Origin of the sequence: Methanomassiliicoccus sp. (assembly GCA_012719175.1) — an archaeon.
Lineage (GTDB): Archaea > Thermoplasmatota > Thermoplasmata > Methanomassiliicoccales > Methanomassiliicoccaceae > UBA6.
This window is the reverse complement of record JAAYAX010000008.1, coordinates 26,212-53,059: the sequence shown is the minus strand read 5'-3', so window position 1 is coordinate 53,059 and position 26,848 is coordinate 26,212. Positions and strand designations below refer to the sequence as shown.

The window sequence follows — 26,848 nt, the reverse complement described above, 5'->3', positions numbered from 1 at the left end:
CTTAGATCCCCCCTACCTTGAAATCCTTCCTCAACGGGAAGAAGGTGACATCCTCGGGCAACAGTATCCTCTCTGGCTTGGGATGTCCTACGAAGATGAAACCGAACATATCGTAGGTCTCCCTCTCGTGCCAGTTGGCCCCCTCCCACAAGGGCGTTACAGAATCGATCTCCGGGTTGTCCTTGGGGAGGTCGATTACTATCTCCACCACGATCCTGTTGGCGATGGAGGATATGTGATAAACGCACTGAAAGCGATCTATGCGGTCAACACCGCATACCATGGTGCAGTGTTCGAAACCCAGTTGGTCCTTGAGCAGCTTGCACAGCTCTAAAAGGGAACCCTTGTCCGCGCTCATGAACAGGCGACGGGGCTTTTCCTTGCTCTCGAACTTGACCGCGGTGGGGAACGCCTCGGCGATTCTGCTCTTGACCTGTTCTATAGTAAATATGGTGCTCTCTGACAAATCTCCCACCTCAGTCATCCATGAACTTGCCGATCCCCTGACCCTTGATCTTGAGGTGCAGCTTGAGGAACCCATCGATCATAGCCTCTGGCCGCGGTGGGCATCCGGGAATGTAAACATCTACGGGAATGAACTCATCGACGCCTTGTACCACATTGTAGGAATCGTACCACGGGCCGCCAGAAATGGCGCACTCGCCCATGGCAATGACCCATTTCGGTTCGGGCATCTCTTCATACAGCCTCCTTAGGCCTGGACGAAGCTTCTTGGTGACCCACCCGTTGACCAGCAGAACGTCGCACTGTCTCGGGGAGGACCTGAACACCAGACCCAGCCTCTCGTTGTCGAAACGGGGGCCTGAGCATGCTGCCATCTCCAGAGCGCAGCAGGCGATACCGAAGTGAAGCGGGTACATCGAGTTCCTTACCCCCCAGTTCATCAGGGGGTCGCTCACCTTGTCCAGTGCCCTCTTGACACCTGTGGCCCGGACCAGGTCGTCCATTACGTTAGTGGACCAGTCGATGAACTCCTTGGCGCTCATCGCCAAGGCATGAGGATACATGCTTAGATCCATATTCTCTCCTCCTTCCGAAGGGCATAGAAGACCCCGACCAGAAGTAATCCGAAGAATGCAAGCATAAGCATCTTTGCGTCGAAGGAAAGGTTAGCGAAGTCCAAAGCCCAGATCATTAGAAAAACAGTGACTAGATCAAAAACTACGAAAATTATCGCGAACATGTAGAACTGGAAGTGGAATTGAATTTTCGCCGTACCGATGGGTACCTCTCCACATTCGTAGGTCTCCGTCTTCAAGGCCGTCTTCTTGGTCGGTCTGAAGAACCGGTTAAGCCAGAAGGCGAAGATGGGGACCCCGAGTGCAATCACGGCAAAGATTGCTATTGGCAAATAGGCGTCCAAGAGCATTGAAGCGAGAATAGTAAGCCTCTATAAATACGTTAGCTAAAATTGCGATTTTCTGGTTATCTGGCCAGACGAAAAACTAAATGAAAAACCGATGTTTTCTCGGATTTGAAATCCCTGATTATCACATTTCATAGTTTGATATTTCGGCGAGTCCGATGGGGGTCGTGCATATGGCGAAGACGGGCTCGCCGGCACCCGTACATGCGAGGGAAGCTGTTGGAGGGCCGGGGTAACATGTTTATTAGTTGCGTCACCATTAGCGACGCGTTAGCACGCCCTGGGCGTCTTGAGGTGAAAGGATGAGCAAAAAGTACGGTTTCATTGGTGCCGGTAACATGGCTGAGGCGTTGATGAAGGGCATGATCTCTTCAGGACTATGTACCGCTGATGACCTGATCGCCAGCGAGGTCGTGCCTGAGCGGCGGGAGTACATGGCGAGGACCTTGGGGATGGTCGTCACCACGGATAACGTGGAGGTAGTGAAGGAGGCCAAGACCATAATCCTGGCGGTGAAGCCGAACATCGTGTCCATCGTCCTGGACGAACTGAAACCCCTCCTCACAGCGGAGCATCTGGTAATTTCCATCGCCGCCGGAGTAAAGATATCGTTCATCGAGGCTCACCTCAACTGGGGCGTCCGTGTCGTGAGGGTCATGCCCAACCAGCCCTGCCTGGTCGGCGCCTCCGCATCCGGCTTCGCTCTCGGCAAATCAGCCAAGAAGGAGGACAAGGACGCTGTCCAGACCATACTGGACTCCGTGGGTGTGGCCTTTGCCATGGACGAGAAGCTATTGGATGCGGTCACCGGCCTAAGCGGCAGCGGGCCTGCCTACATATATATGGTTATAGAGGCCATGGCCGACGGCGGCGTCCTGGCCGGCCTCCCTCGCGATGTATCTCAGATCTTAGCGGCGCAGACGGTTCTGGGAGCGGCCAAGACCGTACTCGAGACGAAGGGGCACCCTGCTCAGTTCAAGGACATGGTCTCATCCCCCGCAGGGACGACCATAGAGGCAATAAAGGTGCTCGAGGAATCGGCCGTGCGCGGTGCCTTCATCAAAGCGGTGGAGGCTGCGACCAAGAGGTCCCAAGAGCTGGGTAAAAGCTAACCTTAACGGCCCTTCTTTTTCCACACCAGGGAGCGGACCACCCGCGGGACGCTGCGCAGCACCCCCGGAGTGTCCCATTCCAACTCCCTCTTTTGACAGATGGTGGACTCCATCAGTTCGTCCGCTTTGACCTTGAGGTAGGCAAGCCTCTCCCTCCTTGCATCTCCGTCCAGGGCGAGGGCCTGATCGACCTCCGCCATGAGCTGTCTTGCGCTCTGGGACCGTTCCTGCCGTGCTTTCAATTCTTCCACGGTCATGAGGCCCGCCTCCACCCTCACCTGGTTGAGCCGGTCCGCAGCCTCATAGGACGCCTCCACGATCTGGCCTCGCGTCATGTGGATGGTCTCGTACGAGAGGACGTCCCTCCAGTTGGGGTTAGCCAGACGTTTCCGGTGCTCCTCCAAGGTGCGGGCGAAGAGGCGGTACCCATACTTCTCAGGGTTCTCGAAGGCAAAGCTCCCGGGGTCCAGGAAAGGTGCTAATGGGGAGGTGTACACGAAGAGGCGTCCGTCGTTCTTGTTGTCGGAGTACAACTTCCGGGTGAACTCCGCTGATCCCAGGGCCGAGGCCGGGGTTTGCTCCGGCAGGCCGATCATGAAGAACATGTCGAAGCGCTGGCAGCCATTTCCCAGAGCATGCCGGATGCTCCTATCCATGGATGAGTTGTCGAACCTCCGGCCCAGCGCGTAACGCACCCTCTCCTCGTGGGAGTCGGGGGAGAACTGGATGGAGTAGCGATCGAAGGTGTCGTTCGCGTTCTGGAAGTACTGCTCCGGAGCGGGGGTGAACAGCTCCAGGACCACGTGGTTGTCGATGCCCAGGGACTTGCATTCGCGGAAGAAACTCTCCGCGTACTTCTCTCCGTGTTGCCGGACATCCCCTACCACGAACACCGGGGCGTCAAGGTAGCTCTGGACATCGAAGATGTCCTGGGCCACCCTTTCCGGGCTACGGAAGGCCGGCCTGGTCCTGCCCAGGACCCGCTTCATGGCCCCGCAGCTCCCGCCGCAGACCGCGCAGCACTGGGAGCAGCCCCGGACGGTGAATATGGCGGTCAGGGGGTACCGGTCCCAGTCCTTGAACGGCTTGGCCCCTTCCAGGTCCCGGTGCCTGATGACGGAGCGTATGATCCACCCGTAGTCGATGTCCAAGTAGTCCAGGTCATTGGGCACGTGGGTGAGGGCGTTGACCACGCTCCTTCCCTTATCCTTCCACGTGAGGTTGGGCACGGAGGACAGGTCCCTTTTCTGGGCCAGGGCGTCCATCAACGTGACCAGCGGTTTTTCCACGGAGTCTCCGCGCAGCACTAGGTCCACCTGCGGGTAGGTAATAAGCTCCTCGTGATAGTAGGAGGAGGAGAACCCGCCAAAGAGGACCTTGGAGTCGGGATGGTATCTCTTCACTATCTCCGCCACCGCCAGCGACCCGTGGGCGTGAGGCAGCCAGTGAAGGTCGATGCCGAACACGTCGGCGTCCAGCTTCTGGAGGAGGGCCTCGACGTCCAGCTTCTTGTCGTTCAGCATCATGCTGGCAATGTTCACGATGCGGACCTTGTACCCGGCCTTGTGCAGGGCGTTGGCCATGGTGGTGAACCCGAAGGGGTACATCTCGAAGACCGGTGTGGACGGCACCAGGTCGCTGACCGGGCCGTAGAACATGGACTCCTTCCTAAAATCGTAAACGCTGGGAGCGTGTAAGAATATGAGGTCTTCCTTGCGCAAGGGGCCGCCTCCGAGGCAGTGAGGAGCAAAGGGCGTACTCTACAAAAATGTTGTCATGTCCCGAAGCGCCGACGCCGCATCTGGTAGGAGCGGATGGCCCGCAGGAAGTCGATCCTCCGGAAGCCAGGCCAATACACATCGGTGAAGTAGAGCTCGGCATAGGCGAGCTGCCACAGCAGGAAATTGGAGATGCGCTCCTCTCCCGAGGTCCGGAGGATGAGGTCGGGGTCGGGGAAGTCCGCCGTGTACAGGTGGTTGGAGAAGGTCTTCTCCGTGATGTCTTCCACCTTCAGCTCCCCGTCCTTCACCTTCTGGGCGATCTGCTTGATCGCCTGCACTATCTCCTGGCGGGAGCCGTAGGCCGTCGCGATGTTGTAGTAGTAGTTGGAGTAGGCGGCGGTCCTCCTCTCAGCGTAATCGATCGCCTCATTGACGCTGTCCGGCAGGATGTCCCTCTGCCCCAGGACCGTGACCTTGATCTCGTGGCGATGGACCCTCTCATCGTCACCCAGGCGGTAGAAGCTCTCCTCGAACAGCTTCATGAGGCTCTCCACCTCATCCGCGTCGCGGTTCATGTTCTCCGTGGAGAAGGCGTAGACCGTGAGCACCTTCACCCCCAGCTCCATGCACCAATCGAGAAGCTCCTCGAGCTTGTCCTTCCCCCGGATATGCCCCTCGGCGGTGGTGAGGCCGAACTCCTTGGCGAAGCGGCGGTTGCCGTCCATAATCACCGCTACATGATGCGGGATCCTGTTCTCCCGCACCTCCTTCAGAAGCCGCTTCTCATACGTGTTGTAAGCGGTGCTGGCGATGACCCGGGAGATCTCGTCCTTGATGGGCCTTGCCCCCTCGCTGTTGTCATTAGACATGGTGTGCCACGCTATTTAGAGGATATCCTCGGGCAGGGCCGCCGCCTTCCACCCCATGTCGAAGCACCCTATTCCCGCGACCGCCCCTATGGTCCCCCTCTTGCCTGTGATCTCTATGAGCTGGATCCCGTTACGATTGGCCACCTCGCGCGCGTCGTTTATCTTGAAGATGCGCTCCTTGGCCTCCCGGCCGTAGTCCTGGACCTCCTGGGGGACCTTAAGACCTTGGTATATGGCAAGGGTGGTGTTCTCGCTGTAGGTGTTCTTTCTGATGAAGTCGACGACGAAATCAGTCAGAGCGGGGATATCCCTCTCCGCCACGGCAAAGGAGACGCCCACGGACACGCAGTTGGTGGTCTTCTCGGGAACATTGGGGTTGAGCTGCACGATCTTGTGTTCCAGGTAATGGCCCACAGGGGCCTCTCGGGCCAAACGCAACATCAGCACCCAGGAGGCGCCCTTCTCCTTGGTGTCAGTATCATCAACGGCATAGATCATCCTCACCAGCTTAGGTGTTACCACGCTGACCTCCACGCGGTGGGCGCCGCCGATCTTGACATCGTCGGGATATATGGCCTCGATGGTCCCGGGGCCCTGAGGCATGCACGCTCCGATCCCCACGCTGGCACCTGCCAGCCCCACCCAGGTGGTGATGACCCTGTCGCCGTCGACCCTCAAGGCCTTCAGCCCCTGCCCGCCCACGGTCTTGGAGGCCGGGCCGAAGCTCACATCGCCCTCCCCGATGATGGCATCCATTATGAGAGTGGTACCCTCCACCCTCACATTGGTAAGGGCTCCCCCCGCCCGCTTCCGGTTGGCGGCATCCCACTCCACAGGGCCCTTGGCCATGCATTCCTCGATGATGGTGGCCACACCGTTCTTCTCGTCGACCAGGGTATACACTCCTCTGCAGAAGAGCTTGCCATACTTCTGAGCGACCTCATCAGGGGTTAGGACAATGGACATGATCAACGCTCCAGATGGATGAGCGGCCGATAATGAGGGTGCTTATAAATATGACTTTCTGCCCCGCGTTCGTGGGACCTCGCGGCACCTGCAGGCCAGTCGACGTCCTCACTCCAGGACGGTTATGTTCCGGGAGGGCAGGTCGCTGAGGTCCAGCAGCCGCGATGTCCCCGTCTCGTCCCGGAACATCATATAGCGGCCCTTTATCCCCAGGACCTTCCCCTGATGCTTTCCCGCGGTCACCACCGGCCGGGGGGCGGTCCGCGGGAGCTCTTTGATGGGGTATTGATCGAGGAACACCACGTCCTCGTTCAGCGGCTCCTTCCACCGTCCGATCCTTCTGACATAGTGGTCCTGGACATGTTCGATGGAGCTTCGGGAGGGGGGCGAGGTCCAGGTGCCGGCGATCCTGGCGGCTCTAACCTCCTGTGGGATCTTGAACCGCCTCGAGGTCTCCTTCTCCAGTTCCCGGGCCTCTCTGCGGTCGCGGCACATGAACAGAGGCCGTACCGCATCCGCCCCCTGCTCTATCGCCCTCTCCCTCAGCCTGCCCACGCTGGTCATGCCCACCTTTATCATGTTGCTGAACGAGGCCAGGTAAACATAATGTTGACGCTGGCAGAACTCCGGGTGATCGCACCTGTCGCCGCTGCACTGAGGCTCGAAGATGCAGCTCTGCACCGGTATCCAGGGGGCCATGCACTCCCTGCAGGAGGTGATGCGGCCGACCTTACGGGACGAGGGGCAGGGGACGTACAGTTCTCCGTCAAAACGTCCCACGCATGTGCGGCCTTCCCCCACCTCCATCGCCAGTCGTTCCAGGGGCAATGAGTCGACATTCCCGGTCACACGGTCCAAGAACAGCAGGTGGGGTTGGAAATCATCCCAATAGAAGGATAGGACATGCTTGTCCAACCCATTAGACCGCGATGAGCCAGTTCCTTGATCGAGCATGCTCCACGTCCGCCTCGGCGGACCTAAACCTGATGACCTGTCCTCACTCGTCTTCAGTGGGTTCGGCCTCGACGACTTCTTGCTCCTCCGCCCTTCGGAGGAACTCTGCGGGAACGGAACGCACTAGGTACACGGTCCTCGCCGCCCGCTGCACTTCCTCGCCGGAATCGATCAGCGCTACGGTGTCGATCTCCAGGATGACCGGGGATTCGGTGCGGACCCGACCGGCGTTGAGGGCATCAGCATATGTCTTGGAGAGGTGGACAAGCTTCCTGTCGGAAGGCTTCAGCCCTGTCTCCAGTATGATGTCCGCCTCCTCCGGTGTGGTGGGATAGTAAAGACATTCCGGGATGTTATCGGTGGGCAGACGCAGGTCCAGTTCCAATGTGTGCCCGTAGGTTGCCCTGATGAGGTCGTTGCTGACCTGGTAGCGCCCCTTGGGGTCGGTCTCGATGAGAGCGACAATGTGGTGTGGTCTCAGCCAGTGGTAACGGGGATTGTACCGCTTGATAGCGGAGATGAAGTCCCTCATGTACACGAAACCCTGTTCGTCCATCTTCAGATCGAACTTTTCAGGGAAGTGACGGAGGGCCCCGGCCATGGTCCTCCCAATGCGGCTAAGCTCCTCTTCGCTCATCAGGAACTTGCCCGCTTCATCACAAACCGGGCACTTCTCTCCCCGGAAGTAGCCGTGGTCAACACACTCTCTCAGCATCCATTAAGGGAATGAACGCGAATTCTTAATAGTTTTCTATGGGTACCACGCAAGGAGCGGGGGATGGGCGCGTATGCCCATGGGCACTGGATGACCGGCCTGGGAGTCCCCCGGGAGAGAGCGGTGCTGCCGGACTAGATGTCCATTCCGGCTGCCCGGCATGCGGCGGTAACGGTGTTCTTTAACAGCATCACGATGGTCATGGGCCCCACCCCTCCGGGTACGGGGGTTATGGCGGATGCGACCTCCTTTACGTTCTCGAAGTCGACGTCCCCCACCCATCGGTAGCCCCTCTTGTCGCTGGGATCGTCCACGCGGTTCGTCCCCACGTCTATGACCACCGCGCCCGGCTTGATCATGTCCGCAGTGATGAACCCAGGCGAGCCTATGGCCGCGATGACCACGTCACCCATTCTGACCAGGGATGCCAGGTCCCGTGTTCGTGAGTGGCACACTGTGACCGTAGCATTGGCGCCCTTCTTCTTCTGCATCAGTATGGCCGCTATCGGCTTGCCCACGATGTTGCTGCGGCCGACCACCACCACGTGCTTGCCCTCGGGGTCGTTCCCCGATCTCATGAGCATCTCCTGTATCCCATGCGGGGTCGCCGGCAGGAACTGGGGGTTTCCGATGAGCATCCTGCCCACATTGATCGGGTGGAACCCGTCCGCGTCCTTCTCGGGATCGATGCGCATCAGGACCTTGTTCTCATCGATGTGCTGGGGGATGGGCAGCTGGACAAGGAATCCGTGAATGGCCGGGTCGGCGTTGAGCTCGTCCACGACCTTCAGCAGCTCATCCTCCGAGGCGCTCTCCGGCAGGATGATGGAACGCGAGTATATGCCCAGCTCCTCGCAGCCTTTGACCTTGTTGCGTACATATTGCTTGGATGCGGGATCTTCTCCTACCATCACGACCGCCAGGCCCGGGGTCACGCCCCTCCCCCTGAGTTCGGCGATCTTCTCTCTCAGCTCCTTCTTGATCTGCGCAGCGACATCTGGACCGTGGATAATTGTGGCGACCATGTTCGGTACCGTCCCGGTGTAGAGGTGAATTCGGATATAACCCTGCCCGTGGTCAGGGTTTTATATCTTCCAGGCGATGATGCTCACAGGGGTCCAAGATGGTCGTGTGCAGCAAGTGTGGGAAGGAGACCATCGATGATGCCAGCTTCTGCCACGGGTGCGGCGAGTACTTCACTCCTGGGACATCGGTCGTTACCAAGTCCAAACCTGGGACATCTGCCGTCGCCACGCCCAGGAAGGACCGCACTGTGCTCATCGTCGTGCTCATTGTCACCGTCATATTGATCGCGTCCCTCGTCCTGGAGTACGTCCTCTACGATCTGACCTCTGGAAGCCAGGGCTCAGCCCCTACGGTGGAGTTATCCCCTAGTAACGCAACGTCCTCGGGCATCAGGATCAACGTGACCTCGGCATCCCCCGTCGAGGGCTTATCATTTTCCAGCGTACTGATCGGCCTCCAGGCGCCTGCAGGCCATATAGGGCTGAATAGCAGTGTGAACAGCTCGCCTGTGGAGTTGCCAGCCGCCTCCGATGGGACCAATACTCTGTCGTTCTATGATGTGGATGGGAGCGGAACCCTCACGGCGGGGGATTTCATGATGATAGAGGCCGTAAGCGGTTTATTGGCCGATGGCATCTACGTGCTCATCGTGACCCACTCCCCGACAGGGGAGACCATCAGCAATCTGAGCGTGAACCTACCCTAGGTCCGAACTGTTTTTTAAGGTTGTTACCTTTCCAGGGAGGAGCACATGAAGGCCGACATCGAGATCGCTCAGGATGCCATAATGCAGCCCATAGGGGAGATCGCTACCAAGGTGGGGCTGTCCCAGGATGATCTGGAGCCGCACGGCCGTTATATGGCCAAGATCCCCCTGGAGGTCCTCCGCCGACGGGAGGGCAGGGAGGATGGCAAACTGGTCCTGGTCACGGCCATAACTCCCACGAAGGCGGGAGAGGGAAAGACTGTGACATCGATCGGGCTCATGCAGGCCCTCGGCAAGATCGGTGTCAAGGTCATGGGCGCGTTGCGCGAGCCATCTATGGGGCCGGTCTTCGGTCTGAAGGGCGGGGCCACGGGAGGGGGGCGCTCCCAGGTGTATCCCATGTGGGAGATCGACCTTCATTTCACCGGGGACATCCACGCGGTGACCTCGGCCCACAACCTGCTCTCCGCGATGGTGGAGAACCATCTCTCGAAGGGCAACGAGCTTAAGATCGACCCGACAAGGATCGTATGGAAGAAAGCCATCGACATGAACTGTCGCGAACTTCGCGACATCGTGGTAGGGCTGGGAGGGAGGACCGTGGGGGGCACCCCTCATGAGAGCGGCTTCATCATCACCGCCGCCTCCGAGATCAGCGCAATACTGGCGTTGACCACGTCCGTCGAGGACCTGCGCAGCCGTCTGGAAAAGATCGTCGTGGCCTATGACATCATGGGCAATCCAGTATTGGCAGGGCAAATGAGCTGCGTCGGGGCTATGGTCATGCTGCTCAAGAACGCCATCAAGCCTAACCTGGTGCAGACCTTGGAGGGTCAGCCCGTCTTCGTACACGGATTCCCTTTCGCCAATGTAGCTCATGGAAACAACAGCCTCCTGGCCACTAAGTACGCTCTCAAGATGGCCGATGTGGTGATCACCGAGAGCGGTTTCGCCTCGGACCTGGGGGCCGAGAAGTTCTTCGATATCGTGTGCCGCGAAGGGGGCCTAAGACCGGACTGCGCGGTCATTGTGGCCTCGGTGCGGGCCTTGAAGATGCATGGTGGGGCCTGCCTGGCGGACGCTCTGACCTGCGAGGAGGCCGACCTGGGAGCACTGAGAAAGGGCTTCGCCAACCTCGACAAGCACATCCAGAACGTGCGCAGCTTCGGGGTGCCGGTGGTCGTGGCCCTCAACCACTTCAAGGGCGATTATCCGGAGGAGATACAGGCCGTGATGGAGCACTGCGCCCGGGCCGACATCCCCTGCGCCCTCTCCGATGTGTACTCTCATGGCGGAGAGGGAGGGAGGGAGCTCGCAGAGAAGGTCATGGAAGTGCTCAGGAACGAACCCAGCGACTTCCACTTTCTGTATGACGTCGGGCTCACCATCAAGGATAAGATCCGCATCATCGCCACCGAGATCTATGGGGCCAGGGATGTCCGGTACATCGGCACCGCGGAGAGGGACATCCGGGCCATCGAGCTGGCCGGAAACGACAACCTCCCGGTATGCATGGCCAAGACCCAGCTGTCCATAACCGACGACCCCAAGCTCAAGGGCGCCCCGCGCAACTGGACGCTCAACGTCAAGGAGGTCCTGGTCTCCGCCGGAGCGGGTTTCATCATCCCCTTGTGTGGTGAGATCATGCTTATACCAGGACTGCCGTCAGAGCCCTCGGCCGAGAGGATGGACTATACCAATGAGGGAAGGTTCATCGGCCTGAGCTGATCACAGAGTGTTGACGGAACGTATGTCCTTCAGCATATGTGCCTTGACCTTGAGGAGCTGAGTCACCACGAACGAGCCCACTGCGGCCAGGTCCTCGGTGCTCATGATCTGGGAGGCAGTATCGTCGAAGAGCAGGTTGGCGCTGCCCCTGACCTTGTCCTCACCGCTCCACAGGATCACCGTGACCGGAAGCATGGGGAACACGGGAATGGTGACGGAAGTGATACCAAACTCCCTCTTCTTGGCCCCCAGCAACTTCACCGCGCCCAGGAGCAGCTTGGGGTTCTCACGGAACATGCTCCCGATGACCTCCGTCACCCGGCTTCGGAAAGACAGGTAGTGGAGGTTCCCACCCGGTAGCTGACGATAAGGGACGGTCCTCCCCGAGGGTTGAACATTGAGGGCGTTGGCCAGGTAGTGGAGCACCAGGATGGCGCCCAGCTGCTTGACCTCTTTGCCCCCCATGGTTATGGAGCGGCAAACTGGATCGATGATGCACTCCCTGCCAAAGGTGGGCAGGTACAACCTCCGGTCGCGGAGGGTCGCTCCAGACCGTTCGGCAACTGTTCTCAGGTCCTTGTTGTTGAGCATTTCCCAGGCCTCCCCCAGCGCACCCTCGTAGACCTCTTCCTTGATCCCCGGACACCACTCCTCGTTGTTCATAGCATTCCCTCCATCCGAATATAATTGCTCAGGGTCACGATCTCTACCCCCCGGTCCAGAGTACCCTGGAGTATGTGCCGCACCTTGCCTATCTCCGTCTCAGCCCGTTGGGGCGACCTCACTCCGCTCAGCGATTCCACAATATGCCAGCTATGGTCCGCCAGAACGAAGAGACCGTCCTCGTGCCCGTCGATGAGCTGGAGGTAGTCGTTGACCTCCCTCCTGCCCTCGTGCAGCGGCCACAGATACGATTGCATGCGCCTGCCCGTGGCATCCCTGCCCTGGGCCAGTGGGACCTCTATGAGCCCAGAAGGCAGCAGGTAGGGATGGAGGCCGGAGGGCATCTCCGCGAACAGGGTCGAGTCGTACATCAGGCCCCGGCGCTGCAGGACCGCTACCACCTGCTCATTGATGTGCTGGTAAGGGGCCCGGAACCCCTGGGGGCGGACCCCGGTCACATCCTCGATCACTGCCAGGGAGCGGCCGATGATGGCGTCCAGCCATTCTTCCGAGGGGATGATCCCGGTGCTCTCGCCGGTGAGGTCCTCATGCGCATATCCGTGGGCCGCGACCTCGTGTCCGTTCAGAAGGTTCCGCAGGTCAATGTCCGTGGATAGGACCTCTGCGGCCTCCCCTTCCATGAAGAAGGTGCCCTTCACACCTAGTTCGTCGAGCATGTCCACGATAATCTCCAAGCCCTCCCGGGTGGAGGAGTACCGTGGCACCGGGCTGCCCCTGCACGCTGCCTCCACCGCACCCTCCCGAGGCTCGTTCACATCCCGGTCCACGTCCACTGTGAAGGCCGCGCAGCGCATGCTTAGTCATAAGTCCTGATGTATAAACGCCTTGGGCCATACACCCGCCAACACTTAAATATGGTAAAACATTAGGAACGTTGGTCCCTGAGGGTGGTTCCGATCAAGCAAGTGGTTATCGTGGGAGGGGGGGCGGCCGGACTGGCGGCTGCCGTGGAGCTATCACGCCGGGGCTTGGCCTCGACCATCGTGGAGCGGTCTCCGGCCCTTGGAGGGAGATCTCTTGAGCTTGCGTGCAAAGGCTCTCCAGCCTGTGTGCGTTGCGATGCCTGCTACCCTTATGACCTTCGCCGTGAGGCCTCTCGGAGCGATAGGGTCCGCATCATGCTGGGGGCTGAGGTCGAGGAGGTCAGTTGGACGCCATCTGGTGCAGCTGTAAGGGTATGCACGCCTGAGGGAAGGACGATGCTGGAGGCCGGGGCGTTGATCCTGGCCACTGGCTGCACCCCCTTCGATCCCGGCGCGGACCCCCGGCTCCATAGTCAGGAATGCCCTGACGTCCTTTCCTCGCTGGACGTGGAGCGAGCTCTGGCCACATGTAATCGGCTCATGGTGCCTTCGACCGGCAGGCCCCCTCAGGAGATGGCCATCGTCCAGTGCGTTGGCTCGCGCGATGTCAAACGCGGCGTACCATACTGCTCTAAGGCATGCTGCAAGTACGCTTACAAGCTGGGGCTGCGGCTGCGGCATCTGCATCCCGACCTCAAGCTGACCTTTTTCTTCATGGACTGGCGCCCGCTGGAGGATTCTGGGAAGGCCCTCGAGGCCTGGTCCGCCGCAGACAGCAGTGTCCACCTGGTGCGTTCCCGGCCGGCCGAGGTGATCCCCGGGGGGAGGCCCACGCTCCGCTACGCCGCTCCGGGGGAGAGCATAGAGGAAGAGAGCTTCGACATCGTGATGCTGTCCGTGGGCATGGTCCCATGCTCCGCCAACTCTCGCCTCGCAGAGCTCTTCGGGATAGAGCTGGACGCCCTAGGCTACCTGCGATCAGACCGACAGGGGGTCATCATCGCCGGCACCAGCGGCGGTCCGAAGGACCTCCGGGAGAGCGTGGAGGAAGGGACGGCCGCGGCGGGGATGGCCGCCAGACTGCTGGAGGCGGAGGATTGAGCGCCCCCACGATATTGATTATCGGACCCGGGAAGGCCGCTGTGGATGCGGCCACGGAGGTACGGGACCAGGGCGTGCGGGCGGTTCTGGCGAGACCTAAGGGTCAGTGTGCCGGTCTGTCCGAGGAGCTGCTCAGTATTGATGTGCTCTCAGACCACGAGCTGTTGCGTCTTGACGGAGGTCCGGGAAATTTCCGCGCCGTTCTTGTCAGCTCAGAAAAGATCACTGAGGTCCACTGCTCTGCGGTGGTCATGGCCAGCGAGCCCCTGCCGCCAATCTCGTCTGGTGAGGCTGACGTCATGACGCTTCACCAGGCCTGCTGTGATGGGCTACCGGATGAGGTCGAAAGCCTCGCCATAGTCCTGGGCCCGGAGGCCGATCGGTCCTCGTTCGCCAAGGCTGTCGAGCTTGCGATCAAGGCCTGTGCTCAGCCTGCGCATCCAAGGGTCTGGCTGTTTTCCGAGGAGATGTTGGCATACGGGGAGGATGAGCTATCGTACGCGGACGCCCAGGCCGCGGGCGCCACCTTCGTTCGCACTAATGCCCCTGTCACCATCACCACCGATCCTCTGACCGTCAGCGCACTGGACGTGCCCTCGGAAGTGCCCATGAACATCAATCCCCACCTTGTGGTCTTGGACGGCGTTCCTGATAAGGTGGACCATATCAGGCCCCGATCAACATCTTACGGAGTCACCGTGGGTCATGTGAGCATGGGTCCGGTATCTACTATGAAGGAGGGAGTGTTCATTTGCTCCTCATCAGAAGGCGGGCTGCTGGAGGGTGAGACCAGGATCAGGGCGAGAGCCGCGGCCGCTCGGGCGGTCACCCTGGCATTGAACCCCCCGACGAGATTGGTGGCGGTGGTCGACCGGGACAAGTGCTCCGCCTGCCTCACCTGTGCACGCATCTGCCCCTTCCTCGCCGCCCGGCCCGGAGACGAGGGGAAGGCGGTCATCGACAGCATCCTGTGCCAGGCCTGCGGAGTGTGCGTGGGGGGATGCCCCAGCAGGGCCCTCTCACTACCTGAGGACAAAACCATGGGGTTAAGTACCCATCAAAGGGAGGGAGGGGAATGAACACGTCGAATATAACCTGCTTCTGCTGCCAGAACGCCTGGACGGCCCTGCAGCCGAACGGTGATGAGGAGCTGCCCGAGGGCGTGAGCGTGGTGGAGATCCCCTGTTCGGGAAGGATCGACGAGGTCATGATGCTCCGGGCGCTTCGTACTGGATCTCAGATAGTGATGGTCATCGCCTGCCTGGAAGGCAACTGCAAGAACAGGACGGGCAACTACCATGCCCGGCGCAGGGTGGACGAGGCCCGCTCCCTGCTCTCACAGCTGGGGCTGGACCCTCGAAGGATCGTCATGTTCAACCTGGCCTCGAACCAGAACTCATACTGGCTGGAGGCGGTAAAGGAGACGAAGGAGCTGGCACAAGCTCTGGGGCCAATCAGGATACTGGAGGGGGACCGATGATAATCGCCGAGAGAAAGGACCTGGGTCAGATATTGAGGATGCTGGAAGGACGAAGCAAGGTCCTGATCGCCGGATGCCGCTCATGCGTGGCCATATGCCATGCGGGGGGAGAGAAGGAGGTCGCCGCCACCGCCGAGGCGCTTCGCCTCAAGGCAGCGGCAGAGGGGCGCCACATCGAAGTCACCGAAATGACACTGGAGCGGCAGTGCGAGAAGGAGTGGGTGCAGGAGATGGCACCTCACCTGCAGGACCAGGAGATCGTACTCTCCCTCGCCTGCGGGGTGGGAGCGCAGGTGGTGCAGGAGATGTACCCCATGACCATGGTCGTTCCGGGCCTCAACACTTCCAACATGGGGGCTCTGGAGGAGCAGGGCATCTACCTGGAAAAGTGTGCCGGCTGCGGCGACTGCGTACTTCATCTCACTGGGGGGATCTGCCCCCTGGCCCGCTGCTCCAAGTCCATGCTGAACGGCCCCTGCGGTGGCTCCCAGAACGGCAAGTGCGAGGTGAACCTGGACACCGCCTGCGCCTGGGACCTCATCTTCCATAGCCTCCAGCGACTGGGCCGCCTGGACCTTCTGGAGGAGAACATACCCCCCAAGAACTGGCTTCCATCCCGCTCCGGAGGGCCAAGGCGAATAGTCCGCCCCTTGGTCGTTCAGGGCGAGGAGGAGATGAGGGCGAGGGAGGGATCGCCATGAAGTCTGGCAGCAATCTCGAGAGGGTACTGGAGAGCGGCACCTTCGCCGTGACAGCGGAGATAGCCCCTCCGAAGTCGACCAGCACTGAGGGCATGAGGAAGAAGGTCCGGGCGCTGATGGGATGCGCAGAGGCTTTCAACCTCACTGATAACCAGACAGCCATTGTGCGACTGTCGTCCATGGCCTCCTCCGTCGCGTGCCTGCAGGAGGGAGCCGAACCGGTGATGCAGATGACATGCCGCGACCGCAACCGCATCGCCATGCAGTCCGACCTTCTGGGGGCGGCATCCCTGGGCATAAAGAACGTTCTGTGCCTCTCCGGTGACCATCAGACATTCGGGAACCAGAAGGAAGCAAGGAACGTATACGACATCGATCCCATTCAGCAGCTAATGGTCTTCCGCCAGATGAGAGACCAGGGATTGGTATGGGGGGGAGATACCATCGAGGAGCGTCCCAAGGTCTACCTGGGGGCCGCCGCCAACCCCTTCGCCGACCCCTTCGAGTACCGTGTGGCCCGCCTGGCCAAGAAGGTCAAGGCCGGAGCGGACTTTGTTCAGACCCAGGCCATCTTCGACCTGGAACGGTTCGAGCGCTTCATGACCGATGTTCGAGCCAGAAGGCTGGACGAGCAGGTGCACATCCTGGCAGGAGTGGTGCCGCTGAAGTCCGCCAATGCCGCGCGCTACATGAAGACCAAGGTATCGGGCATGAGCGTGCCCGATGAGGTGCTGGAGAGGATGAAGTCCGCGTCCGATCCCAAGAAGGAAGGGATAAAGATCTGCGTGGAGACGATCGATCATCTCAGGACCATCCCCGGTGTTCACGGCGTCCACATAATGGCCATCGGCTGGGAGGAGATGGTGCCCACCATAGCTGAGCAGAGCGGGCTGCTTCCACGGCCCTGAAAGCCGTGACCTCGTGACAGATGCGATCATGCGTAGATTACTTTGGATATGAGATCAAGTAAAAAAGTGAGGAAGAGAATAATATAGAGGGCGTAGAGAGCCTTTGCAGGCCCTCGGTCGTGTTTGGTATGGAAGCCAACACTGCACGCCTACCGGCGCCTGCCGCTGCTGAACTTCATGTAGGTCCAGGTGGCTGCCAGGAATATAATTGATCCGGTGAAATATACCCATTCCATCCGTCATCACCTCCCTTTGGTTCATTACCCCCCCAAGGGCTATTGTTCTAATTGGCAATAAGGTGTATTTATCATTATCTTATTACATAATAATAAAATAATTATTTGTTTGATTAATCAAATGTTAAAAAATTATGATAATTATTACTATATGTAAACAATTACCGTGTTATGCATTATCACTATAAGTGGTCGAGCGGAAAGTATTGACAGATAACCATTAATGATATTTTTTGTTCTCAGATAGCTCGATTGCCGACACTAGTTGCGTTGAATGGAACTCAGATGCGGCTTCATGGTGCATCATCTAATGATAGTTTGAACAACCCCCCAACGAGATAATGTATCTCTATAAAGAGGATTGATGCACTTTCTAGATGACCTTCATGAAAATATTCTTTCGGGAAAGGATTGCCCATTCTCATTAGATCTTAGATGCCACGAACATCCCGATATCCATCTTGGTCCGTTAGAGCTGCAGATCATCGTGGATTCTTTTCATTCAAGACTCGGACAGCTTCAGCTCGAATCGTCGAGCCAGAAGAAGGAGATCCAGTTATCGCCTCTTCTTTCAGAAAGGCTGTTTATTGTAAAGAGGAGGCTAGATCGTGTCAAGAACGCTGATTAACAAGTGACGACGGGGCCATTGATCGCAGATAGGCCCTGTCGAACGTTATACCCTATCATGAGAAACTGTAAAAAGCATCTCGATGGGAATCGGTTTATTGGGAGCCCTTGCGAGCCCCCTGTTGAGTTTGCGATAAGAAGGGCACACCCACACATTTAGTGGCGCCTGCCCGATCTGATCTTCATGTAGGTGAAGCTGGCCGCAAGGAAGATTACGGATCCAGTGAAGTACACCATCTCAAACATCTAGTTTCACCTCCTGTGGTTCTTGACCCCCCCTAGGGGCCTCAAATACTCTTTGGAGCAAGTAGTATATATTCTTATCTTTTTAGATTATTATCAAAATATATTCTAGCCAGATACAAATAATCCTGGAAGATAATGATGTATTTTTATTTGCAATTTAATTATCTCTTAGGACAATCCTCATCTCTCAATAAAAACATAAAAAGGTTAAAGGGGAAAGGGTTTGGGACGGTCAGCCTGATCGTACCTCTGATCAGAAGTCGTTGTTAGGCTCGACCGGCTCCTCGGCCACCACGAAGCATGCGTACGCTCCGTAGAACATCATCTGGTCGTTGGTGATGGCGAAGCCGTCATCACCAATGCAGACAGAGACCTGGTTGCAGGCAGCGAGCAGAGCCCTCATGTCAACTTCCACTTCCTGGCCGTTGAGGCAGATGGTCATGCATTCGTCGTCGTGGGTCACGGTCTGGAATCCGATCTGGCCGCACTTCTCGTCACCGAGGATCTTGGTGGTGCCCTCGTTGTAGATGGCTGTCTTCAGCTCCTTGCAGACACTGTCGCACTGGTTGGTGTAGGTCACGGTGGTGACGACAGAGATGTCGGTCATGGTGCTGATAACGGTCTCCTCACCGAAGACGATCTGGACGATCTGGTGGTAGTTGAGCTCGGTCGCGAACTCCATCTGGGGGCCGTTGCAGTCATCGCTCAGGGGAGCAATGGTGCTGGCGCCATAGACCACCGAGGTCTCCATGGTCAGCATGGTGGGCAGGAAGGGCACTTCCAGGGGCAGATAGAAGTAAACTCCATCCACCTCAGCGTCGTCATCGTAGTTGCAGATGCTGGCGTAGGCGACGTTCTGCAGCGGGGTCTCATCGAAGTCGATGAAGGCCACGTTCTCCAGGGTGAAGGTCACCTCATATGCGTAGGTGTAGCTCTCACCGGGGCACAGAATGGGCATAGCGCAGGTGTCAACGTTGATGGAAGCGACATCGATCCAGCACTCACCGTTCCATATCTGGATGGTGTCAGTGAGCACAAGGCCCTGGGTGGCGTAGGCACCGGTGTTGACAACGGTGATGCCACCGACGACGGTGAAGGTACCAATATCGCTGAGCACGACCTGATCGATCAGGACGGGGTCTGCGGTCTCGGCGAACTCAACGTCCTCCTGGCTGACCTGGCTTGCCAGGGCAGCGTCGGGGAAGTTCAGGCCTAGCTGGATGTACTCGCTCCAGGACACATCAGCGGTCTTGCAGACGGCAAGGGTGGTCTCCAGGTAGCCACCGTAGATCACGATGGGCTCACTGTCGGAGATCTCCCCGCAAGAATCCTCAAGGCTCAGGATGGCCGTGTTGCAGATGGTGTAGATCTTGTCGCGGCAGGCGTCGACATTGGTCACCTGCAGGTTGACGGAGACCTCGAAGTGAGAGCACTCGTCACCGTTCACGAACCAGGGCCCAACACCAGTGAGGGCCTCGACACAGAAGCCGCTGGGGATGGCACCGATCTCGTCCACGATGCAGGCGTTGTCATCGATTATGGTGACCTCGGGCTCGCAGGGCAGGTTGAACCCGTCCATGGCCTCAACGCCGTACATCTCGCCAGCATAACCCTCGAAGTTGCAGATGGTCACGTCAGCGACATTGCGGTAGCATGCACCCTCGACAGCATCGAACTCGAAGCAGTAGCTGTAGCAGTAGGATTCACCGGCCGCCAGGATGGGGTGGCTGGAGATATCCACGGCAAAGCTCACGTAGTCCTCGTATCCGACACAATCATCCACCAGTATCTGTATGGTGTCCACGATGGTCAGGCTCTGGGTGTCCGCGCAGCCAGTGTTGGTTACCGTTATGGTCCCCATAACACCGATCTTCTCGGTCACAACTGGGCAGGACCTGTCAGCGGTGATCAGGTAAGAGATCACAGCGCACTCGCCGGGCTCGATCATGAGGTCATACCCATTGCAGTCATCGGCAAGAACCACGTAGTCGTTCTCGTACACGGTCTTGTCAATGGTCCAGGTATACAGGATGGTCTTAGTCCAGAAACCATCGGCGGTCTTATCCGCAGAAATTGTGGTGGTTGCTGGGATATCGTTCTGTTCCTCATTCTCAGCCGGGGTCTGGTCTACCAACTCAGGATTCTGGTCCTCAGAGACCGGGGTCGACGTGTTCAGATCGTCGGATCCCTGGTCAGCAGCACCGGTCGTCGTAGTTCCCTGTAAAGCTACCAAGGCGACGGCGCTGGTCATCACCACTAGCGCGAGCGCTAGTGCTAGTATCTTCGTTGCATTCTTCGTGTTGTAAACCCCCCAAAAGGTTTGGTACCTCTTTGGTACCTTTCTATTTATATACTTTTCTATTAAATAGTAATAATTATATCAAAAAAGATAACTGTAACTATAGTATAATATTAATAAAATAGAACTATGATTTTATATAAATTCCTATTGCCTCGCATTAATGCTGGCAGAGGTCACTGTGTTCGCACCATCGGCAGAGTGAACCGGCACGACAGGGGAAGCATTGACAGCTCTCGATCTTATCGATAAGCGTTCCCACGCCCCGCTCTAGGTCGGTCAGCTCCTCCGCGGTGCGGCATGATGTCATCTCCTTGTCGTGAGATATGAAATGCCACACCAGGCGAACCTCCTTCACCTGAGGATAGTTCTGACGGACACCTATCTCGTAAAGGGCCAGCTGGCGATCATTCTTAAGGTCGGCGGAGGTGGGCAGCCTCTTACCGGTCTTGTAATCATGGATCTCGAACACCCCGTCGCCAGCCTCGGTGAGACGATCGATGTAGCCCACGAGAGAGTGCTCCCTGTCCCCCTGGACCTTGAATTTGATGCCGTGCTCCAGCCCTACGGTGCATCCGCGATCGAAGGGGTGGTAGTGGCGGTGATAGGCACGGAGCCCCGCCTCCGCCCTCCTGAGGTGATCAGATCTCGTCATGTCCTTCTTCACTATGACGACATCATCGCCCATGTTCTCTTCCCACCTGTCCCGGAGGAAGGCGATAATGTCCTCCTCTCCCAGCACCTCGCCCTCATCTGCCCGCTGATGAAGGTGCTGCAGGGCCAGATGCACTATGGAGCCGGAGAAGGCCTCGATGCCCCTGCGCTCCGCTTCCAAGCCTTCAATATACCTATACTGATACTTGTGAGGGCATTGCTCGAAGCAGCTCAGGGAGGAATGGGAATAGACCCTCGGTGTTTTGTGATCACAGTTCACGATGACCAGCTCACGCAGATCTCCCAATTCTCGATCCTTTCATCAGGATTGTCCTGCTCTCAGTCCCGGAGGAAATCATCGCAGTATAGCCTCTCGTTCATGAGTACCTGACCTGCCTTGATGATGTCCATGAGCTCCTGGTCCTCGGGATCGCAGATGGCAGCGCTGAGGCCGGAGCCCATCAGCATGGCCAGGAAGGTGCGGTTTAGCAGGCTGCGCTGCTTGGTACCGTTGGACACGTTGCTGAGGCCCACCACCGTGCGGGGGGCCGGCTCATTTAGGGTCTGGAACATCTGCACTGCCTGGATTATCTTCCTTCCCTGGTCCTGGGCCGCGCTGGTCGGAAGCACCAAGGGATCGAGGTAGAGCCTCTCGGGCATGATATCGTACTCCATGGCCTTAGTTATCATGAGCATGGCCATCTCCGCCCTGGCCTCAGCAGAGTTGGGAACGCCCTTCTCGTCCATGCAAAGGCAGATGATCTCCGCATCGAACTCCTTGCACAGAGGGAAGAACTTGGCCATCTTCTTCTCCTCGGCGGTGGTGGAGTTCATGATGACATGGTTCTTGGCGGCCCTGAGGCCTGCCTCCATGGTCTTGGGACCGGATGTGTCCAGGGACAGCGGCAGAGAGGACACCTCCTGCACCGTGGATACCAGCCACTCCATTGCCGCGGGGCCATCATCGCGACCGGGACCTACATTTACGTCCAGCGCCTGGGCCCCGCACTCCACCTGCCGGAGGGCCAGGTCCTGGATGAACTTGGCGTCCCGTTTGTCGATGGCCTTCCCCACGGAAGTGAACAACCCGTTTATCCTCTCTGAGATGATCAGCATGGTATCGGCCATTGAGGGCCGCCTCCTGATAAAAGGCTTTTGCACGTCTCGAGAAGGGAGAGGCCATGAGCGGGAGGGTCCCTGCAGGTTAGAAGTAGCACCTACGGCCTATAGGTTGAAGGAAGATCGTTCCGGAGTGAGCTATCATGGCACGTGAGAAGGACGAGGATTGGGAAGAAGAAGGGGCCGACGAAGAGGACGACGAGGAGGAGATGGAGGAGGAAGGCCTCGAGCCAGTGATGTCCGAGAACGCCGTCATCGACGTGGCCTTCGGAGAGCCGGAGGACGGTTGGGACGAGGAGGAGAGGGTGCTCGACTGGGTCTCCAGCTTCAAGCCCGGCGAGTTCCAGCGTCAGGTGGCCGACCTGTTCCTATCCGACGGCGAGGTGTACATCATGATGGATAAGATGACCGTGGTCCTGCCCATGATGGAGCTGTTCCGCCTGCTCGAGAGCGCCGGTGCCATCTCCGACAACGAAGAGATCTAAGGGCTCGTACCCTGACCTTGTTCGCCTGTGGCATGCGTTGTCATCGTCAGCATGGGCTATCACGATGCCTTTCTCCATTTACCAGGGGGCACCAGGATCTCGAAGGTGCAGCCCTGGCCGGGCCGTCCCTTCTCCGTGATGGTCGATCCCGTGATGCCCAATATCTGCCGCGAGAGGTACATGCCCAGGCCGGTGTTGCGGCCGTGGCCTAGCTCGAATATCTTCTCCTTCTCCTCCATGGGCACGCCCACTCCGTTGTCCTCGTAGAGGACCGAAAGGCTGAGGTCCTGGTTCTCCTCCGTCCATACGTGGATGACGCTAACCCTCTCCCCGTGGCGGGCGGAGTTGTCCAGGAGGTTGGTGAACACCTTCTGCAGCATGAGATCGGCGTACAGCTCCACTTTCTGGGCATCGATGAGGACGTCGATGCCCGGGGGGTGCACCGTCCTCTCTGCGACCAAAACCATGGGGCCGAGGGGCTGCCACTCCGGGCTCTTCAGGCCGAGGCACTGGTAGTCGCGGGTGAAGATCATGATGTTCTCCATGTCCTCGACGTTGGAAAGCATTATCTGGCGCCGCTCCTCCGTCAGCCTGCCCCCGTTGTTGTACCCGGCCAGCTCCAGGTATCCTCGCTGGACCACCAATTTGTTCATCATGTCATGCCTGGCCACCATCGACAGCAGGCCCAGCTTATCGTTCGCCAGGCGTAGGGAGTCCTTGGCCCTGCGCTCCTCGGTAACATCCCGTATCACTATGAGATGACCCTGGACCACACCGCTGGACCCGGGGATGTGGCGGGTCTTCACGTTGAACATCCTGTCGTTCAACCATTTCTCGTGGGATGAGGCCGCGTGGCCTCCACAGAACGGCCCCAAGCCAAGAGGTACCAGCACGTTCTCGGCCGGTCTGCCCATGACCTCAGGGCCGAGGCCCAGGACCTCACGGCCCGTGGAGTTGGCATAGCCCAGGGCGCCGTCGGAGTCTATGATTATGACCCCGTCGTCCATGTTCTCCACCACCGCGTCATAGCTTAGGGGGGTTACGTCGGAGTGCTTGAAGGTGAAGGTCCCGATATAATAAAGGACTGCTGCCAGCGTGAGGGATGAGAAGTTCATCAGTACGTCGATGTAAGACCCTGACATGTAGAAAGTGACCTCTCCAGTGCTCACGAGCCAAGGGAGACAGGAGGCCGCCAGCACAATGCCGGTCTGCTTCTTCTGCGTCCTGGGGGTGTTGCTGAACAGGTAGAAGACGAACAGGCTGCCTACGATGGTGAGCGCATGGATGTACAGATAAAGGAGGAAGAACACGGTAGCATAGTCAGTATACATCTCCACGGTGTCCTGCACGACGTTGAAGCTCACCCAGTTATAGAAGAGGTGATGGTGATCGTTCGTCCAGTACAGCGCCATGGACGCGGCCGGGACCAGGGATACCAGGATAACGTTCCTGACCGTGAGCCATCTGCCCTTTCCAGCATACTCCAGGTCGAAGAAGAGCAGCAGTATGCAGGCGATGGAGAACAGCAGGACCTGCAAGCCCCCAAGGAAGACCCTGACATCCATGCTCTCCACCCACAGGTCCAGGGCCAGCGTGGAAAAAAGGCCGCAGAAGGTGAGCATGAGGATGATGAAAAGCGACCGCAGCCGTCCCTTCTCCTTCCTGAACGTCTTGGCCGCCAAGAGCAGGCATGTCAGGATCAGGATGCCCAGGATGAGCCACTCCAACAACCTCAGTGACATCATGACACCAACCGGACCAGTCATTTTAAAATGTTATTATTAATAAATCAGTTCTGGTAATTACACGTCCATCGCTGGACCGGTCATCACCGGCGTCCATGGAGGAGGCGTCTTGAAGTTATGTTTATGAACCACCGCAACATATAGCCTCGGCAACTGTTCTCTCAGTTGGCCCTTCGTGAATCTGGAGGCAAGACTTTGGTCAAGATCGAACGCGCCCTGATCAGCGTTTCCAACAAGGACGGCATAATCGATTTCGCACGCGGACTTAAGGAGCACGGTGTGGAGATAATCTCCACTGGCGGCACGGCACTGCTACTGGAGAGGAACGGGGTGAGGACGGTGAGCATCTCCGACGTCACTGGTTTCCCGGAGATGCTCGATGGGCGCGTGAAGACCCTCCATCCCAACATACACGCGGGGCTGTTGGCACGCAGGGACCTGCCCGAGCACATGCATCAGCTGGAGAGAATGAAGATCAAGAAGATCGACATGGTGGTGGTGAACCTCTACCCCTTCAAGGAGACGGTCCTCAAGCCCGGCGTCTCCCTGGAGGAGGTGATAGAGAACATCGACATCGGCGGTCCCTCCCTCATTCGCGCGGCCTCCAAGAACTACAGGTCAGTGGCGGTGGTCACCGACCCCTCCCGGTACGTACCCCTCTTGGAAGAGATGAGCGCCTCCCAGGGCCATCTGGGCGAGGGGACGCTGCAGGGGCTGATGCTGGAGGCCTTCCGGGCGACGGCAAACTACGACGCGCTCATCGCCCAGCACCTGGGTGGGACCTTCCCGGGCCCCATGTTCCCCCAGACCCTCAACGTGGGGATGGATAAGGTGCAGGACCTCCGCTACGGGGAGAATCCCAGCCAGCAGGCGGCGTTCTACGGGGACCCGTTCGCGACCGGGGTGGCCGTGGCACGCATGAAGCAGCTGCACGGCAAGGAGCTGTCGTTCAACAACATACTGGACATAGAGTCCGCGCTTTCCCTTTTGCGGGAGTTCGAGGACCGCGCATGCGCCGCCGTCATCAAGCATACCAATCCCTGCGGCATAGCCTGCGATGACCACATCTACGATGCGTTCATGGTGGCCTATAACGTCGACCCCCTGGCCGCTTACGGCTGCATCATCGGGCTGAACCGTGAGTGCGACCTCAGGACCGCGGAGGAGATATCCAAGCACTTCGTGGAGATAGTCTTCGCCCCCTCCTTCGACCCTCAAGCTCTGGAACTGCTCAGCAAGAAGAAGAACATCCGTCTGATGACCACGCCCGGACCCATCACCCTCGAGGATGCTCCCAAGGTCAAGATGAAGTACATCAAGGGAGGCATGCTGGTGCAGACCGCGGACAATGGGCAGGTCACGGCGGAGAACCTAAAGGTGGTGAGCAAGCGCGCCCCCACCGAGGAGGAGATCAAGACCATGCTGTTCGCGAACCGCGTTTGCAAGCACATCTGGTCCAACACCGTCATCCTGGCGAAGGGAGAGAGGGTCGTGGGCATAGGGGCCGGTCAGATGTCCCGGGTAGACTCCTCCTTCATCGCGGCCCACAAGGCCGGGGAGAATGCCCAGGGATCGGTCATGGCCTCGGACGCCTTCTTCCCCTTCCGCGACGGGGTCGACGAGGCCGCCAAGGCCGGGGCCACCGCCATCATCCAGCCTGGAGGAAGCATACGTGATCAGGAAGTGATCGACGCCGCCGACGAGCACGGGATGGCCATGGTGTTCACTGGCGTCAGGGTCTTCCGCCATTGAGCGGGTATCCCCGATCCTGCACTCCGGCGATCTCCCGCGGCCGCATGGTGCGGACCGATCGCACCTGGGAGAAGCGCCCCTCGTTGGAACAAACCACTGCGTCCGGGATACTGCGACCGATTGCCAGTACCAGGGCGTCGACCGTGGAGAGCCCCTGGGACCTGCGGCCGAGCTTGTCCCCCTTCCCCAAGCGAACATAGTTGCTCTCCTGGATTATCTCAGCGGCCGCCATCGCATGGTGTCCCTCCACCGCCTGGACCATGATGTTCGGAAGCTGCAGCAGCGTTCTCAGCGTCCTCTGGGCGCGGCCGGGGTCCTTGGTCGTGTCCAGCACCACATAGTATATCTCCACGAGGACGGGGGTGGGGAGGACACCAATGAGATCTCCCTTCTCCACCCTCCTCAGCAGCTCGATGGAGCCCAGGCTGCGGCCGTCACCCGAGCGGACGAACGCATCGATGATGACGTTGGTATCGATGACCACGACCCTAGGAGCGGGCATCTCTCACCCTCTGGCGCAGCTCCTTGACGTCGGTCACACAATCGTCCAGGCACCCGATGAGGTCATCGCAGCACGAACGCCCATCCTCGACGCTGTCCCGCAGCCCCACTGCTGCCTCCAGGCGCTCGACCCTCGCCTCCAATATGTCCACGCGCTTCCCCAGCTTTCTTCGCAACTTCTTGCGGTGATCCTTTCCTGTGCTATCCCTGCGGCCCATGTTCACGTCACCTCGAACCGTTATGTGCCCCTGGAGAGCATAAAGGAGCGCAAGACCCATACGTCATTACTGGAATTGATAACGAGGAAAACCCAAATCTTATAC

Annotated in this window: 27 protein-coding genes; 10 read left to right on the top strand and 17 right to left on the bottom strand. The window is 58.7% G+C overall.

Annotated features, from left to right (window positions below; all coding sequences use genetic code 11):
* Position 1: 1 nt before the first annotated feature.
* The 3 genes from GXX95_06820 to ndhC are packed head-to-tail and all read right to left on the bottom strand — an operon-like array spanning position 2 to position 1,390.
* Positions 2-466: an NADH-quinone oxidoreductase subunit C gene (locus tag GXX95_06820; protein NLT37853.1), complete on the bottom strand. Its 465-nt coding sequence runs from the start codon at positions 464-466 to the stop codon at positions 2-4.
* 10 nt (positions 467-476) lie between these two features.
* On the bottom strand, positions 477-1,040 hold the full coding sequence (locus GXX95_06815) for an NADH-quinone oxidoreductase subunit B (protein NLT37852.1): 564 nt from the start codon (positions 1,038-1,040) through the stop codon (positions 477-479).
* Positions 1,031-1,390, bottom strand: a complete 360-nt coding sequence (ndhC, locus tag GXX95_06810; protein NLT37851.1) for an NAD(P)H-quinone oxidoreductase subunit 3 — start codon at positions 1,388-1,390, stop codon at positions 1,031-1,033. The genes GXX95_06815 and ndhC overlap by 10 nt, the downstream gene beginning before the upstream one ends.
* Before the next feature lie 299 nt (positions 1,391-1,689).
* On the opposite strand from ndhC, the gene proC reads away from it, so the two are divergent.
* Complete coding sequence (gene proC / locus GXX95_06805; GenBank protein ID NLT37850.1) at positions 1,690-2,499, top strand: pyrroline-5-carboxylate reductase; 810 nt, start codon at positions 1,690-1,692, stop codon at positions 2,497-2,499.
* 2 nt (positions 2,500-2,501) lie between these two features.
* Here proC and GXX95_06800 read toward each other — a convergent pair whose 3' ends face one another.
* The 6 genes from GXX95_06800 to folD all read right to left on the bottom strand — a co-directional run bounded on the left by GXX95_06800 (position 2,502) and on the right by folD (position 8,749).
* Entirely contained in the window at positions 2,502-4,202 is a 1,701-nt protein-coding gene (locus tag GXX95_06800) for a TIGR04190 family B12-binding domain/radical SAM domain protein (protein ID NLT37849.1), read from the bottom strand.
* 71 nt (positions 4,203-4,273) lie between these two features.
* Positions 4,274-5,089, bottom strand: a complete 816-nt coding sequence (gene uppS, locus GXX95_06795; GenBank protein NLT37848.1) for a di-trans,poly-cis-decaprenylcistransferase — start codon at positions 5,087-5,089, stop codon at positions 4,274-4,276.
* Between the two features lie 15 nt (positions 5,090-5,104).
* Positions 5,105-6,055: a DUF1743 domain-containing protein gene (locus GXX95_06790; protein ID NLT37847.1), complete on the bottom strand. Its 951-nt coding sequence runs from the start codon at positions 6,053-6,055 to the stop codon at positions 5,105-5,107.
* Between the two features lie 108 nt (positions 6,056-6,163).
* Positions 6,164-7,009: a DUF2797 domain-containing protein gene (locus GXX95_06785; GenBank protein NLT37846.1), complete on the bottom strand. Its 846-nt coding sequence runs from the start codon at positions 7,007-7,009 to the stop codon at positions 6,164-6,166.
* A gap of 43 nt (positions 7,010-7,052) precedes the next feature.
* Positions 7,053-7,724, bottom strand: a complete 672-nt coding sequence (locus GXX95_06780) for an RNA 2'-phosphotransferase (protein NLT37845.1) — start codon at positions 7,722-7,724, stop codon at positions 7,053-7,055.
* 134 nt (positions 7,725-7,858) lie between these two features.
* Entirely contained in the window at positions 7,859-8,749 is an 891-nt protein-coding gene (folD, locus tag GXX95_06775) for a bifunctional methylenetetrahydrofolate dehydrogenase/methenyltetrahydrofolate cyclohydrolase FolD (GenBank protein ID NLT37844.1), read from the bottom strand.
* Between the two features lie 98 nt (positions 8,750-8,847).
* Here folD and GXX95_06770 point away from each other — a divergent pair, with 98 nt between their 5' ends.
* Together GXX95_06770 and GXX95_06765 are read left to right on the top strand one after the other, a co-directional pair.
* The gene (locus tag GXX95_06770; protein NLT37843.1) at positions 8,848-9,456 is read left to right on the top strand and encodes a zinc ribbon domain-containing protein; all 609 of its coding nucleotides are present in this window, start codon (positions 8,848-8,850) and stop codon (positions 9,454-9,456) included.
* A 45-nt stretch (positions 9,457-9,501) separates the two neighbouring features.
* Complete coding sequence (locus GXX95_06765) at positions 9,502-11,184, top strand: formate--tetrahydrofolate ligase (protein NLT37842.1); 1,683 nt, start codon at positions 9,502-9,504, stop codon at positions 11,182-11,184.
* Here GXX95_06765 and GXX95_06760 read toward each other — a convergent pair whose 3' ends face one another.
* Together GXX95_06760 and GXX95_06755 are read right to left on the bottom strand one after the other, a co-directional pair.
* Positions 11,185-11,847, bottom strand: a complete 663-nt coding sequence (locus tag GXX95_06760) for a DUF3786 domain-containing protein (GenBank protein ID NLT37841.1) — start codon at positions 11,845-11,847, stop codon at positions 11,185-11,187.
* A complete protein-coding gene (locus tag GXX95_06755) occupies positions 11,844-12,662 on the bottom strand; it encodes a polysaccharide deacetylase family protein (GenBank protein NLT37840.1) in 819 nt (272 codons plus the stop codon). Before GXX95_06755 ends, GXX95_06760 begins: the two co-directional genes overlap by 4 nt.
* Positions 12,663-12,755: 93 nt before the next feature.
* Here GXX95_06755 and GXX95_06750 point away from each other — a divergent pair, with 93 nt between their 5' ends.
* The 5 genes from GXX95_06750 to GXX95_06730 are packed head-to-tail and all read left to right on the top strand — an operon-like array spanning position 12,756 to position 16,861.
* Positions 12,756-13,772, top strand: a complete 1,017-nt coding sequence (locus tag GXX95_06750) for a CoB--CoM heterodisulfide reductase iron-sulfur subunit A family protein (GenBank protein ID NLT37839.1) — start codon at positions 12,756-12,758, stop codon at positions 13,770-13,772.
* Positions 13,769-14,851, top strand: coding sequence for a 4Fe-4S binding protein (locus GXX95_06745; GenBank protein ID NLT37838.1), 1,083 nt, complete (start codon positions 13,769-13,771; stop codon positions 14,849-14,851). Before GXX95_06750 ends, GXX95_06745 begins: the two co-directional genes overlap by 4 nt.
* Positions 14,848-15,252, top strand: a complete 405-nt coding sequence (locus GXX95_06740) for a hydrogenase iron-sulfur subunit (protein NLT37837.1) — start codon at positions 14,848-14,850, stop codon at positions 15,250-15,252. Before GXX95_06745 ends, GXX95_06740 begins: the two co-directional genes overlap by 4 nt.
* Positions 15,249-15,953: a hypothetical protein gene (locus tag GXX95_06735; protein NLT37836.1), complete on the top strand. Its 705-nt coding sequence runs from the start codon at positions 15,249-15,251 to the stop codon at positions 15,951-15,953. Before GXX95_06740 ends, GXX95_06735 begins: the two co-directional genes overlap by 4 nt.
* Entirely contained in the window at positions 15,950-16,861 is a 912-nt protein-coding gene (locus GXX95_06730) for a methylenetetrahydrofolate reductase (GenBank protein NLT37835.1), read from the top strand. The genes GXX95_06735 and GXX95_06730 overlap by 4 nt, the downstream gene beginning before the upstream one ends.
* Before the next feature lie 1,362 nt (positions 16,862-18,223).
* Here the strand turns inward: GXX95_06730 and GXX95_06725 are convergent.
* The 3 genes from GXX95_06725 to GXX95_06715 form a co-directional block, all read right to left on the bottom strand.
* Complete coding sequence (locus GXX95_06725) at positions 18,224-20,221, bottom strand: hypothetical protein (protein NLT37834.1); 1,998 nt, start codon at positions 20,219-20,221, stop codon at positions 18,224-18,226.
* Positions 20,222-20,429: 208 nt separating this feature from the next.
* Complete coding sequence (locus tag GXX95_06720; protein NLT37833.1) at positions 20,430-21,230, bottom strand: PD-(D/E)XK nuclease family protein; 801 nt, start codon at positions 21,228-21,230, stop codon at positions 20,430-20,432.
* A gap of 32 nt (positions 21,231-21,262) precedes the next feature.
* Entirely contained in the window at positions 21,263-22,039 is a 777-nt protein-coding gene (locus GXX95_06715; protein ID NLT37832.1) for a dihydropteroate synthase, read from the bottom strand.
* Positions 22,040-22,185: 146 nt separating this feature from the next.
* On the opposite strand from GXX95_06715, the gene GXX95_06710 reads away from it, so the two are divergent.
* Positions 22,186-22,527, top strand: a complete 342-nt coding sequence (locus GXX95_06710; protein NLT37831.1) for a hypothetical protein — start codon at positions 22,186-22,188, stop codon at positions 22,525-22,527.
* Between the two features lie 59 nt (positions 22,528-22,586).
* Here GXX95_06710 and GXX95_06705 read toward each other — a convergent pair whose 3' ends face one another.
* The gene (locus GXX95_06705; GenBank protein NLT37830.1) at positions 22,587-24,269 is read right to left on the bottom strand and encodes a PAS domain-containing protein; all 1,683 of its coding nucleotides are present in this window, start codon (positions 24,267-24,269) and stop codon (positions 22,587-22,589) included.
* A 198-nt stretch (positions 24,270-24,467) separates the two neighbouring features.
* Between GXX95_06705 and purH the strand changes: the two genes are divergently transcribed.
* Positions 24,468-26,024, top strand: coding sequence for a bifunctional phosphoribosylaminoimidazolecarboxamide formyltransferase/IMP cyclohydrolase (gene purH, locus GXX95_06700; protein ID NLT37829.1), 1,557 nt, complete (start codon positions 24,468-24,470; stop codon positions 26,022-26,024).
* On the opposite strand, the gene GXX95_06695 is transcribed toward purH, so the two are convergent.
* Positions 26,005-26,526 carry a type II toxin-antitoxin system VapC family toxin gene (locus tag GXX95_06695; GenBank protein ID NLT37828.1) on the bottom strand — a complete coding sequence of 174 codons (522 nt, stop codon included), beginning with the start codon at positions 26,524-26,526 and terminating at the stop codon, positions 26,005-26,007. The genes purH and GXX95_06695 overlap by 20 nt on opposite strands.
* Positions 26,513-26,743, bottom strand: a complete 231-nt coding sequence (locus GXX95_06690; protein ID NLT37827.1) for a hypothetical protein — start codon at positions 26,741-26,743, stop codon at positions 26,513-26,515. The genes GXX95_06695 and GXX95_06690 overlap by 14 nt, the downstream gene beginning before the upstream one ends.
* Positions 26,744-26,848: the final 105 nt, after the last annotated feature.

Coding starts and splice junctions, on each gene's coding strand:
- folD (NLT37844.1), bottom strand. CDS start 8,749: ATGGTCGCCACAATTATCCACGGTCCAGATGTCGCTGCGCAGATCAAG.
- GXX95_06780 (NLT37845.1), bottom strand. CDS start 7,724: ATGCTGAGAGAGTGTGTTGACCACGGCTACTTCCGGGGAGAGAAGTGC.
- GXX95_06740 (NLT37837.1), top strand. CDS start 14,848: ATGAACACGTCGAATATAACCTGCTTCTGCTGCCAGAACGCCTGGACG.
- uppS (NLT37848.1), bottom strand. CDS start 5,089: ATGTCTAATGACAACAGCGAGGGGGCAAGGCCCATCAAGGACGAGATC.
- GXX95_06760 (NLT37841.1), bottom strand. CDS start 11,847: ATGAACAACGAGGAGTGGTGTCCGGGGATCAAGGAAGAGGTCTACGAG.
- GXX95_06705 (NLT37830.1), bottom strand. CDS start 24,269: ATGTCACTGAGGTTGTTGGAGTGGCTCATCCTGGGCATCCTGATCCTG.
- GXX95_06690 (NLT37827.1), bottom strand. CDS start 26,743: ATGGGCCGCAGGGATAGCACAGGAAAGGATCACCGCAAGAAGTTGCGA.
- GXX95_06710 (NLT37831.1), top strand. CDS start 22,186: ATGGCACGTGAGAAGGACGAGGATTGGGAAGAAGAAGGGGCCGACGAA.
- GXX95_06785 (NLT37846.1), bottom strand. CDS start 7,009: ATGCTCGATCAAGGAACTGGCTCATCGCGGTCTAATGGGTTGGACAAG.
- GXX95_06735 (NLT37836.1), top strand. CDS start 15,249: ATGATAATCGCCGAGAGAAAGGACCTGGGTCAGATATTGAGGATGCTG.
- GXX95_06755 (NLT37840.1), bottom strand. CDS start 12,662: ATGCGCTGCGCGGCCTTCACAGTGGACGTGGACCGGGATGTGAACGAG.
- GXX95_06765 (NLT37842.1), top strand. CDS start 9,502: ATGAAGGCCGACATCGAGATCGCTCAGGATGCCATAATGCAGCCCATA.
- GXX95_06695 (NLT37828.1), bottom strand. CDS start 26,526: ATGCCCGCTCCTAGGGTCGTGGTCATCGATACCAACGTCATCATCGAT.
- GXX95_06815 (NLT37852.1), bottom strand. CDS start 1,040: ATGGATCTAAGCATGTATCCTCATGCCTTGGCGATGAGCGCCAAGGAG.
- ndhC (NLT37851.1), bottom strand. CDS start 1,390: ATGCTCTTGGACGCCTATTTGCCAATAGCAATCTTTGCCGTGATTGCA.
- proC (NLT37850.1), top strand. CDS start 1,690: ATGAGCAAAAAGTACGGTTTCATTGGTGCCGGTAACATGGCTGAGGCG.
- GXX95_06730 (NLT37835.1), top strand. CDS start 15,950: ATGAAGTCTGGCAGCAATCTCGAGAGGGTACTGGAGAGCGGCACCTTC.
- GXX95_06770 (NLT37843.1), top strand. CDS start 8,848: ATGGTCGTGTGCAGCAAGTGTGGGAAGGAGACCATCGATGATGCCAGC.
- GXX95_06790 (NLT37847.1), bottom strand. CDS start 6,055: ATGTCCATTGTCCTAACCCCTGATGAGGTCGCTCAGAAGTATGGCAAG.
- GXX95_06715 (NLT37832.1), bottom strand. CDS start 22,039: ATGCTGATCATCTCAGAGAGGATAAACGGGTTGTTCACTTCCGTGGGG.
- GXX95_06725 (NLT37834.1), bottom strand. CDS start 20,221: ATGACCAGCGCCGTCGCCTTGGTAGCTTTACAGGGAACTACGACGACC.